Below are 11,701 nucleotides of genomic sequence, written 5' to 3'. Positions count from 1 at the left end.
TCCCTTATAGGGGAGGTTTGGTGGGGTATAATGAAAGTAAAGTTACAATTTGAAAGATTCCTTATTTGCAGAATCACTTTTTGGACACCCTCTTTTTTTTAGTTATGTGCCAGCAATATTAAGATCTAATTTTCATATTGACCATAGTTACTAATATACCGTTATCTTTGCCTTCTGATTATTTAATTTACTATGGAGTCATTTTCAAGCAGCACAGGTTCATTCAAAATAGAACGTTATCCCGAGACTAGTTTAACATCACTTAAACCCTGGAATGCTGCTGATGAATATATTCTGTCATATTTAGGAGAAAATAACCTACAATCACCGGTTGCTATCATCAATGATCGATTTGGTTTCCTGTCCATCGCTCTTCATCATTTGAAACCTACTGTAATAATCGACTATAAAAGTCAGGAAAAAGCTATTCAAAAAAACCTGGCTAACAATGGAATTCAATTGGATCAAATTACTTTCTCTGATATTTTATCAATCAACAACTTAAAAATCGAAACCGCAATAGTAAAGGTTCCAAAATCAATGGAATTATTTGCATTATATCTACACCAGGTTTCTCAAATGATAAGTGAAGACGGAATTGTAATATGTGGGTTTATGACAAAATATTTTACCTCATCAATGCTTGATGTGGCGCAAAAATATTTTAAAAAAGCAGAACAATCACTGGCTTATAAAAAATCAAGATTATTGATACTTTCTGAACCTATAACAAAGCAGGATGAAATATTAACCGAAACGATTGCTGTTGAAAATGGTGATGAACTTATGCAATACAAAGGTGTTTTTTCATCAGGTAAAATAGATATGGGAACCCGATTTCTACTTGATAACCTTGATATTTATGAGAATGAAGATTCAATATTAGACCTTGCCTGTGGCAATGGAATTATTGCTTATCATCTGGAAAAGAACAATCCATCATCCAACCTTTACCTGGTTGATGATTTTTACCTTGCTGTTGAATCATCCAAAATAAACCTACCCAAAGCAAACTGCCTCTTTAATAACGATCTGAGTGATTTTAAAAATCAGTTTTTTGATTTAATTGTAACCAATCCTCCTTTTCATTTTGGCCACGAAACCAATATCGAAGTTTCGTTAAGTCTGTTTAAACAGACCTGCCGATGTTTAAAGCCAAATGGACGGTTTGTGGTTGTAGCCAACAAGCACCTAAACTATGCTACACACCTGCGAAAAATCTACAGCAAGGTTATGATCACAGCTGAAAACACTAAATTTCAAATCATTGAATGCAAAAATGCAATAATTTGACAATCTGATTAGACTTCAATTCTATATTATACAAAACTCGCGGTTATCTGTAGACTGCACAAATGTCTTGCTATTATTCCTCATAAATCATCTTCCGGGTCATACCACCATCCACAATCAGGTTAACACCGTTAACAAACTGATTATCTGATTGCGTAAGATACATGCAAGCTTTAGCAATATCTTCAGGCTTCCCAACCCTTTGTGAAAAATGCTGTTTATGATCCTTTTCGCTTAATTGAGAATAGTCTCCAGTCTCAATCCATCCCGGACTTATACAATTCACCTGGATATGGTCTGGTGCAAAAGATGCTGCCATTGCATGTGTAAGGGCAACAATTCCTCCTTTCGAAGCAGCATAAGCTTCTGAATTAGGTTCTGACATGATTGCACGGGTTGATGCAATATTTACGATAGAGCCTCCTCCTGACTGTCGCATTATTTTTGCTGCTTCGCGCGAGCAAAGAAATACACCTCGAAGATTAGTATTTATTATCTCATCCCATTCCTCTACATCTAATTCATATGGCGATTTCCATCTCGAAACACCCTCATTATTGATGAGAATATCCAAACCACCAAACTGGTTCTTCAAAACATTAAACAATTCTACAACTTCACTGGCATTTCTAACATTCACTTCATAAGCAAAAGCAGTCCCTCCATCATTTTCAATCTGAGCAACAGTATCTTTTGCCTTTAGTATATCTATATCGGCAACCAATACAGTTGCACCTTTTTTCGCATATTCCAAAGCGATTCCTCTTCCTATTCCATTGGCTGCCCCTGTAACAAGGACTATTTTATTTAAAAAATTCATTGTCCAATATTTTAACTAAAGATACTTGTTTTTGGATTACGTTAATTGATTTGCTATTTATATGTATATCTTGCTCATACATAAAGTTTTTATACCTTAGATAGACATTTCAAAATCCAGACTATGAAAAAATTACTTTATCTATTACTCATTGGCATTCTCTGCCAATGTCAACAACCATTTTCCTTTCCGGAAGCATCACCTGAAGAAGTTGGATTAAATCCTGAATTTCTTCTTTCGATCGATACAGCCATGCAAAAATATATCGACAACAAACAATTGGCTGGTATCACAACCATGTTGGTGAAAGATGGAAAACTAATTCAAACAAATGCATATGGATGGGCAGATGTTGAGAATCAAAAACCTTTGAGCACCGAAAGTATTTTCCGAATCTATTCCATGACGAAAAGTATTACATCCATGGCTTTAATGAAACTTTATGAAAAAGGTTTATTTGAGTTGGATGATCCTGTTAGCAAATACATTCCTGAGTTTGCCAACACCAAAGTATTCAAAGGTTATGAGAACGGCCAACCTATATTGGTTGATCAGAATCCTGTACTGACGATACGTAATCTGATGACACACACTTCCGGGCTAACTTATGGCTGGACTCCGAATTCATATGTTGATTCAATTTACAGAGCCGATTCCATTCTTGTTTGGAACGAACTACTGGAACCAAAAATAAAACGTTTAACACAGATACCTTTAAAATTTCAACCTGGTGAAAAATGGGAATACAGTGTATCTATTGATGTAATTGGTTACCTCATCGAAGTACTTTCTGGTCAAAAGCTAGATGAATTTTTAGCCGACAATATTTTTACACCACTCAAAATGAATGATACAGGTTTCTTTGTCCCTGAAGAGAAAATTGCCCGTTATACTTGTGTTTATGCTCCGGACAGCACTAATGGAATTAAATTAATTGAGTCCATCGATGAAAGTCGATTTACCAAACCGGCAATACTCTTAATGGGAGGTGGTGGTTTACAATCTACCATGATGGATTACGCTCGCTTTTGTCAGATGATATTAAATAAAGGAGAATTGAATGGAATTCGAATTTTTCAACCGGAAACCATCTCGATGCTTTATGAAAACCAGATGCCGGATGGAAAGAAAGCATGGAATAATACAGGCTGGACCATTGGCTTTAAATTGCAATTGATTGATAATCCGGAAGGCAGTTATCCATATGCAGGAGAAATTGCCTGGGAAGGGGCTGCTGATACTCACTTCTGGATTGATGTAAAAAATAACCTTTTCGGGTTCACATTTACACAAATGATGCCAGGTAATACAACCGCTTTTTACCGCGATTACAGAAAAATAGTTTATGAGGCTATGCAATAAGCAAAAGAGTCGGGCAACCGACTCTTCTTTTTTCAAGCAACCCTTGGGATTATATCTCATCTTACAGATATGAAAAACTCAGTCCATATCTTCACTTTAATTGCAATTTTTACTGCATTTCAGGCCTGTTGTAATGATGAGAATATAACCAAATCTAATTGCGATCAAACTGTTGTCATTAGTTCAGATGAATTTAATAATGCGCCTGACGACATGCTAAACATCAACAATATCAGCATTCAGGATGATTGTTTACTGATTAATTTTTCTTCCAGTGGATGTGATGGTTCTTCCTGGATTGTTAAACTAATTGACTCTGAAGCAATAGCTGAATCATTTCCACCACAACGCACTTTACGTCTTTCGTTGAAGAATGATGAACTTTGCGATGCCTACTTCAGTAAAGAAATAAGTTTTGACATTCATTCTTTACAGGTTGAAGGGAACAGAGTTATCTTAAATTTTAAAGACTTTGATCAGCCTCTTCTATATGAATATTAGATCCAATCAAACAACACTAACCAACTGTTTCCATGAATATTACATCCAAAAACAATGTATTCTCTATGTCTGAATTTTGAATAAAATAAAAGATTAAATGTCAACATTTTATAATTTGTTATATATAATCGAAATATTAGATTATTTTAGCACCATATTTTTAATAATCAAAAGATGAATACAGGAAAAGTAAAGTTCTTTAACGATGCAAAAGGTTTTGGTTTCATCACCGAAGACAACGGAAAAGAACATTTTGTACACGTTACCGGCTTAATTGACAAAATTCAAGAAGGTGACGAAGTAGAATTTGAATTGAAAGAAGGTAAAAAAGGCATGAATGCTGTAAACGTGAAAGTAATTTAATCGATATAACTTTTTTGCTAACAATACCTTTAGGGCGTATCTGGTAATCAGAAACGCCCTTTTTTATTATTTAAATCTGTCGTCCGATCTCAGGCTATCAACCTTCAGATTTATTTGCCTGTCGAGCCAGCCTGCTTTCGTATCCTCGCGGTTATCAAATCTGGCAAAGAAAGGTTTAATATCTAATAATGGCGTACCATCCAGAACATCAATCATTTTAATATGGATTACATTTTTCTCAACCGACAATAATTCTACAGTTGATAATCCAATTGCATTGGGTCTTTTGGGTGATTTGGTTGCAAAAATACCATGCTCTACAGTATCCATAAAAGGTTTCACCTTAAGTTGAAAGCCATCTATTTTATGAAAATGATACAATAAAGTAATGTGTGAGAATTCTTCCAGATCAAGCAATCCTTCAGCATATTCAGGAAAGATCTCAATTGTTCCTAAAATTTCCTTAGCTGCCATTGGTTGAATAGGCATATTTTCGATACTGGTAAATGGAGTATGGATGATACCAATCGGTTTCATTTCAATGATAGAAGTATTCATATTCGATAGATTTGAAAATGGATTGGATTTAATACTGCAAAGGAATGGCAAGTTAACAATATCCAAACAAATTCCTCCTATTATTCCAACTTAATTGCGTTGAGTAATTTCGAAATACTTTTAAATATCAGGCATATTCAAATATCTCATCCAGTCTTATTGTTATTGCCTTTTCGTTGAATGACTTTTTTGCGAGATTAACCATGGCTTTTGCAACTGTTGCTCCTTTAATACCACGATACTTCTTTAGCCCAGGTAGCACTCTGATTATTGCATTCATCATAGCAATACCTATAACCTCACGCTTTCGTTTATTATCACGTTGCCCCATTAATCCACTTGGTTGTAAAATAATAATCTTCTCAAAATCAAGATTCTTAACCGCCTCTTCAAGTTCACCTTTAATCCGCAGATAAAAAGCTTTTGAACGAGCATTTGCCGACACAGATGACACCAGAATATATTCCTTAACATCATTATCGGCAGCTAATCTGGCAAATTCATATTGATAAGTAAAATCTACCTCATACTGATTCTCCTTACTTCCGGCTTGTTTTAACGTGGTACCCATAGCGGAGTATAATACATCACCTTTAATATTTTCGGCTATCTCATCCAAACGATTAAAATTACAAATGAATTCCTGCAGCTTTGGATGACTAATACCGGTTGCTCTTCTAACAAATACTTTTACTGTTGAATATTCTTCATTAACCAATAATTCCTGTACCAAATGTGATCCTACCAATCCGGTAGTACCAATTACCAAAGCTGTTTTACTCATTACACCTAATTTTTAAAAATTGAGATACCTGCCGCATAACCCACTCCAACCAATGAAACGTTGTATTTGGCCAATAACGAAATCATTTTTAATCGGGCTTCAATCAAATAATTTTCACGTGCATTAACCACAAAAAGAGAACTTTCTCCGGAATCAAAACGCTGTTTTTCTGCTTCCAGCAGGCGATTGTAGTTTTTAATCACATTAGCGTAAAGATCAACTTGTTCGGATAATGTTAATTGTGTATTGTAATACTTCAGCAAATTATTTTGTAACTCAACTAATTTCAGATTTTGTTTCCATTTAGCATCTTTAATTTTAAAGATTGACTGTTCATAGGAACCCCGCTCCTCTCGCAGGAATAATGGCATACTAAAATTAAATCCCCATTTATAGTTATTGATGGAATATCCCCTGAATACATTACTCCCTTGAGGTTCATTTAAAATATTGTAATTAAGTTTTAAATTGGGCTTAAAACTCTCTCGTTTAAGTTTTCGATCAACTTCCAGTGAAGCCAGTTTATAATCCATCAACTGCATATCAGGGTGCGATATACCTAATGTATTTATCAGATTATTAATTGAATCCGGTGAAATAACATCTTCCTTATCGGCTACCGTATAAACCGGAGGATGCATATCAGTAATACTTAGAGGCACTCCATTCTCAAACCACAGATAATTAGACAATTCGAGTGTTTCATTATCGTATTTAAGCTTTGCCCCTTTCTTATTTAATTGTCGGTTTTGAACCACAATATAGGCTTCAAGAGTATCAATGGCTGATTTGTCTCCAAATTCGTGACTCCCTTTGATGGCTCTTAATCGAGTCTGAGCTAATTCTACAGCTTCATCATAAACCTTGTATTCATTATATGCAGCTACCCAATCCCAATATTTTTTAACCGCTTCGAAATATAAACCCAGCATCATTTTTTCCTGTTCTGCTTTGGTTGATTCAGCGTATAACCTGGCCTTTTTAAGTTCTACCCTACGTTTATCAATAACCAAACCTTTACCAACAGGTACTGAAATTCCTGCATACCATAAACCATCGTCAGGAACAGTATTTTGAGGATTGAGGTAATAACCCCTGTTTTGATCATACCCTGTTTTTAACTCAACACCATACCAGGTTGGCACTTTTAATCCTGTTCCTAAGAGGCTGTAATACTCTTTATCATCGTAGTATTTCTGATCCAGACCTGCGAATAAATATGGATCAAAACCACCCCGGGCTTTACGTATTTCACTCTCACCTTGTTGAATTAATATCTGACTCTGTAACGAAACAGGATGATATTGCTCGACATACCAAAGCAATTGCTGCAAAGTAAACACAGAACTGTCTCTTTGTGCCTTAACTAATAACCCATTAAATACAACTACTATTATTAATACAATACGTTTCAATGTCATATTTAATATTATTTTTTCTTGTTGGTTGATTCATTCACTTTCTCCCCTTTGTAATAATCAGGAGGAAATCCATTCATTTGACGCCATATTTCATACCAAACAGGCACATCATTTAGTAAGGCAATACCATCAGCTCCGGCACCGATCCTTAACTGCTCAGGCCATGCCTGTTCTTCTTTATCCTGTTCAACCAGAATACGGTATTGTCCATTTTCACTAATAAAATTATCAATAGCAAAGACTCTACCACCAAATGTTCCAAACGATACGTTAGGCCAGCCACTAAAAACAATCGAAGGCCATCCGTCAAACATAAAACGCACCTTATCACCAACATGCAACAATGGTAAATCAATCGGATCAACATACATTTCAACAGCCAATTCAAAATCAGCAGGCATTATACTTACCAGTGGATCTCCTTCTTTTACAGTTTCTCCAATTCCGGTTCGGATGGTTTTTGTTATATATCCATCTTGTGGTGCCGTTACGTAATACATGCCTGTACGAACCGAATAGTTCATATATTGATTCTGCATTTTACTCAAGGTAGCCTCAGCATCATACAAAGCCGACATAGCCGAATACTTATCTGATTCTGATTTACTCAGTTTCTCACGGTATTGATTTCGGATTGAAGATAACTCTACTTTGTAGTTGATTAAATTATTACGACTGGTCAACAACTTATTTTCGGCACTTACCATTTTAGCCTGTGTCTCCTGCATCTTTAGTTTACGTGATTCCAACTCAGTTAATGAATTCAAACCATCAGAATAAAGTTTCTGTGTTCTTTCGTGTTGCCGCTTAGCTATTTCGTAGTTGGTTTTACTGGCTTCATATTCAATACTGTCTGATTGAATCTTCAACATTGCCTGTTTCACATAGTTCTGGGTTTGTTCCATCTTCAGGCTTTGTGTTTGCGAAAGAGCCCTGATTTGCTCATCCAAAGCCTTTATCTTTTCCATATAACTATGAACAGCTAATTCTTTCGCTTCAATCTGTTGTTGAGTCCTTTGTAACAATTTAGGATCCATATACTCCGCTTTTGTTTCGGATAAAAACAGAATAGTATCTCCCTTTTTTACAAAATCACCCTCCTGAATAAACCAGTTTTCGATACGACCACCTATAACTGAATGAATGGTTTGAGGACGTTGATTAGGCTTCAATGCCGTTACATAACCTGTTGATCTGATATTTTGAGTCCATGGTAAAAACATGGAAGCAACCAATGCAAAAAAAGACAGATACAACAAACGGGTAAACAACTTACCGGCTACATAATTCCTGACCAAAGAAAACGATTTAAGTTTACTCTTATCAATCTTTGATCCTACTTCTATATTTTGTGAGATATTTAGCATAGTTTATTTTGATTGAAAAACGTTTTTATACCAACCTAAATGTTTCATGTTTTGATGCAATCCATCAGCTATTAACTGGCCCCTGTTAAGAACTAATACACGTTCGAATCGATCAGCTATTGATGGATTATTGGATGTAACGATGACTGTAGACTTAAGACTAAGCAGATAAGTTATAAATTGTTCTTTATCTGATTCATTCAATTGATTAAAAAGATCACCTAATAAAATCAGCCTGCTCTCAACTACTATGCTTCGGGCTAAAATAATTTTAAGTCTCACACTTTTTGGCAGATTTTTACCTTCTGCAATCAGCATGGTATCATACCTGTTTTCCAAAGTATCAACAAATGAATTAAAACCCATTATGGCAGCTACTTTTTCAACTTCTAAACGCGAGATATTTGATTTACCAAGAGTAATATTTTCAAGAATGGTTCCGGCAAAAATCTCTTCTTTAGATAAACAGGATGCAATCTGTGATTTTAAATCATTCTTTTTCCAGTTCTTAAGTGATACTCCATTAAACTGAATATTACCGCTGTAACTATCATACATACCTCCAAGATGCTTTATTAACATAGATTTACCGGAACCATTGAACCCGGTAAGACAAATCTTCTCACCAGCTTTAATATTCAGGTTAAGATCTTTCAGGACCTCGTTACTGGAGGCTTCATTGAATGCATAACTAAGATTCTCGATGGTGATGTCGAATCCTTCTGATTTACTTAAATCAATATCTTCTCCTAAATCACAATCCAAAGGCATATCAGCAATTGACCCCATTTTTTCAACAGAGGTAAGTACATCATAAACCGTTTCGATAAGCGTCATCAGCTTTTCAACCGAAGTAACAATCATTAAAATAATGATCTCAGCAGCTACAAACTGACCAATATTCATTTGTTGATTAATTACCAGTAAACCACCCACAATCAGCAATCCGGCAATCATAATCACCTTAAAACTGATCAGGTTGACCCATTGAATAACCAATATTCTAAAGTGACTCTTTCTATATTTCAAATATCCCAGAACAGATTCATCTGTTTTTTCTAATGGCAGGTTTGAATTAGCTGCCATTTTAAAAGTATCCTGTGCTCTTGCCAACTCTTGTAACCAATGAGCAACTTTATATTTATAGGTAGATTCCTTTAAACTGGATATCAACCCCTTTCTTGTTGTATATCTGAAAATCAGAAACACAATCACTAACAGAATGGCGCTGTAGAGAATAAAATAGGAATGATAAATTGATAATAATATCATTCCAAATAATACTTGTAAAAGCGCAGATGATAAATCCAGTAGTATTTTTGACAATCCTTTTTGAACGGTTAGTGTATCGAAGAAACGATTCATTAACTCCGGAGCATAATTACCATCCAAAGCACTTAATTTTATGCGAGGAATACGAAATGTAAAATCAAAGGCTGATCGGGCAAACAATTTCTGCTGAATATTCTCCGAGATACTCATTTGCATAATTTGCATTACTCCATTCATAATGACCCCCAGTACAACAATGGTAACCAAAACAACCCATGAAGTTGAGACCTTACCACCTGTTATTAAATTAATAATAGCCTGCACACCCAGTGGTAGTGATAAAGAAACCAACCCATTGAAAATAGCATAAATATAAATGCTAAAAATGTCCTGTTTATCTACTTTCAGCATATTGATAAATCGCCTAAAGGGCAGTTTAACATCGTATTCCATATCAATCTTTAATTAATGATGTTTAATTTGGTTGGTTAAGCAACACGTAATTTGTTTTGTTGACATAACCCATTTCATAAATGGATTGTATTAGCTATACTAATTTAGTGAAGATACACCTTATAGCCAACGCATATACTATCAATCAATTAAATCATTTAACAATTAACTGGCTATAATTATTTATGAATATTTGTTAATAATTGTAACAGTATATTTTATAAGTCTTTATTTGTTTATCAATCTAACTTACTTACAAGGCGTTATACACTTACATATATTAATTAATTTTTTAAATAAAAAACCCATCAAACAAACATGCCTGACGGGTTTCATGATGGATCAAATCAACCTGTTTGATTTGTTATTTAATCAAATTATTTACAAACAGTATTATCAAAGGTTATTGCTCCATTTGAATAATTATAGGTTATTGTTCCAATATAATGACTCCCCTGATTTCCGATAAGGTTATAATGCCAGGTTACATACCACACATCTTCTTTGTAAGTCTTATCTATTTCCCTTATCTGAAAAACCTCTCCTGTCTTATTGCTGGTTACTTCGCCCTTAATCTGATCTATTTCTTTAAAGAAATTTCCATCTTTGTAACGATAAACAACATGTACTCTTATTGTACCTCCTTCCAAATTATCAACCATTTCACCTCCACAAAATACAGGCGTCCAATAGGTTCCTTGTGCCCAAAATTGAATGGCTGCATTTGGATTATCCTGAGCATTAATCTGAGTGAATGAAATGCACAATAAAGCACATATCATAAGTAATGATTTAGCTTTCATAATGTCAAATTTTAGTTAACTTTTAAAATGTTGAGAGTGATTCAATCCGATAACCAATTTCACACTATTCAAGTATATTGATATAGCAAAATTGTTGCATTTGATTACAATAATTCCATACCTGATGTTGCATTTGTTGTGTAAACATTGCAAGAGCTAAGGGTGAATACAAAGCCCAATTTTAAATGAGTAAGTTAACTATTAACAACACCTTAACAGGCTTTTATAAACCATTTTAAAATTGTAATGTTTAACTTTGTAGTAATTGTTTTAACATGATCCGAAAAATCACACATATATTAATGACATTGGTACTGATGACTTCCACCATGGGATTCACCGTATCAAAACATTATTGTGGTACACGATTAGTGGATGTAAGTATTAATAAAGAGGCTAAGAGCTGTTGTAGTAACGAAGGAACATCTAAATGTTGTCATAACGAAACTCATCATTTTCAGGTGGAAGATGATTTTAACATGGTGACAGATGCACAAATAACTGTTCCATTCATATACATAGCTCCTGTTATCTTTCTTTTTTCTGATGTAATAGAGGAAGAAACAGAAGATTTTGTAGAAATAACAGCTTCTCCCCCACCGCCTCCTCTAGGCAAACGCCTTTCTTTTCTTCAATCTTATTTGAATTGATATTTAATGAGTTTGTTTGCCCCGATAACTATCGGGGAGTCAGAAGGCAGTAGT

Annotated in this window: 12 protein-coding genes; 5 read left to right on the top strand and 7 right to left on the bottom strand. The window is 34.7% G+C overall.

Features of this window, described 5'->3' with window-relative positions:
* Nucleotides 1-192 precede the first annotated feature (192 nt).
* Nucleotides 193-1,293: a methyltransferase gene (locus ACRD62_RS20750; RefSeq protein WP_430822020.1), complete on the top strand. Its 1,101-nt coding sequence runs from the start codon at nucleotides 193-195 to the stop codon at nucleotides 1,291-1,293.
* Between the two features lie 73 nt (nucleotides 1,294-1,366).
* Here ACRD62_RS20750 and ACRD62_RS20745 read toward each other — a convergent pair whose 3' ends face one another.
* Nucleotides 1,367-2,113: a glucose 1-dehydrogenase gene (locus tag ACRD62_RS20745; RefSeq protein ID WP_430822019.1), complete on the bottom strand. Its 747-nt coding sequence runs from the start codon at nucleotides 2,111-2,113 to the stop codon at nucleotides 1,367-1,369.
* A gap of 123 nt (nucleotides 2,114-2,236) precedes the next feature.
* On the opposite strand from ACRD62_RS20745, the gene ACRD62_RS20740 reads away from it, so the two are divergent.
* The 3 genes from ACRD62_RS20740 (at nucleotide 2,237) to ACRD62_RS20730 (ending at nucleotide 4,339) form a co-directional block, all read left to right on the top strand.
* Entirely contained in the window at nucleotides 2,237-3,475 is a 1,239-nt protein-coding gene (locus ACRD62_RS20740; RefSeq protein ID WP_430822018.1) for a serine hydrolase domain-containing protein, read from the top strand.
* A gap of 69 nt (nucleotides 3,476-3,544) precedes the next feature.
* Nucleotides 3,545-3,976: a hypothetical protein gene (locus tag ACRD62_RS20735; protein WP_430822017.1), complete on the top strand. Its 432-nt coding sequence runs from the start codon at nucleotides 3,545-3,547 to the stop codon at nucleotides 3,974-3,976.
* Between the two features lie 174 nt (nucleotides 3,977-4,150).
* Nucleotides 4,151-4,339 (top strand): cold-shock protein, encoded by a 189-nt coding sequence (locus tag ACRD62_RS20730; protein WP_321409262.1) that lies wholly within the window; start codon nucleotides 4,151-4,153, stop codon nucleotides 4,337-4,339.
* A gap of 66 nt (nucleotides 4,340-4,405) precedes the next feature.
* Here ACRD62_RS20730 and tsaA read toward each other — a convergent pair whose 3' ends face one another.
* From tsaA to ACRD62_RS20700, 6 genes are all read right to left on the bottom strand, one after another.
* Nucleotides 4,406-4,897 carry a tRNA (N6-threonylcarbamoyladenosine(37)-N6)-methyltransferase TrmO gene (gene tsaA, locus ACRD62_RS20725; RefSeq protein WP_430822016.1) on the bottom strand — a complete coding sequence of 164 codons (492 nt, stop codon included), beginning with the start codon at nucleotides 4,895-4,897 and terminating at the stop codon, nucleotides 4,406-4,408.
* A gap of 127 nt (nucleotides 4,898-5,024) precedes the next feature.
* Entirely contained in the window at nucleotides 5,025-5,681 is a 657-nt protein-coding gene (locus ACRD62_RS20720; protein WP_430822015.1) for an NAD(P)H-binding protein, read from the bottom strand.
* Nucleotides 5,682-5,686: 5 nt separating this feature from the next.
* Nucleotides 5,687-7,102: a TolC family protein gene (locus ACRD62_RS20715; protein ID WP_430822014.1), complete on the bottom strand. Its 1,416-nt coding sequence runs from the start codon at nucleotides 7,100-7,102 to the stop codon at nucleotides 5,687-5,689.
* 8 nt (nucleotides 7,103-7,110) lie between these two features.
* Nucleotides 7,111-8,469 carry an HlyD family secretion protein gene (locus ACRD62_RS20710; RefSeq protein WP_430822013.1) on the bottom strand — a complete coding sequence of 453 codons (1,359 nt, stop codon included), beginning with the start codon at nucleotides 8,467-8,469 and terminating at the stop codon, nucleotides 7,111-7,113.
* Between the two features lie 3 nt (nucleotides 8,470-8,472).
* On the bottom strand, nucleotides 8,473-10,194 hold the full coding sequence (locus ACRD62_RS20705) for a peptidase domain-containing ABC transporter (protein WP_430822012.1): 1,722 nt from the start codon (nucleotides 10,192-10,194) through the stop codon (nucleotides 8,473-8,475).
* Nucleotides 10,195-10,571: 377 nt separating this feature from the next.
* Nucleotides 10,572-10,997 carry a hypothetical protein gene (locus ACRD62_RS20700; RefSeq protein WP_430822011.1) on the bottom strand — a complete coding sequence of 142 codons (426 nt, stop codon included), beginning with the start codon at nucleotides 10,995-10,997 and terminating at the stop codon, nucleotides 10,572-10,574.
* A 275-nt stretch (nucleotides 10,998-11,272) separates the two neighbouring features.
* Between ACRD62_RS20700 and ACRD62_RS20695 the strand changes: the two genes are divergently transcribed.
* Entirely contained in the window at nucleotides 11,273-11,647 is a 375-nt protein-coding gene (locus ACRD62_RS20695) for an HYC_CC_PP family protein (protein ID WP_430822010.1), read from the top strand.
* Nucleotides 11,648-11,701 lie beyond the last annotated feature (54 nt).

Origin of the sequence: Carboxylicivirga caseinilyticus, assembly GCF_050589785.1 — a bacterium.
Lineage (GTDB): Bacteria > Bacteroidota > Bacteroidia > Bacteroidales > Marinilabiliaceae > Carboxylicivirga > Carboxylicivirga caseinilyticus.
Note: the sequence above shows the minus strand (reverse complement) of the source record. Positions and strands in the feature narration are given on the sequence as shown.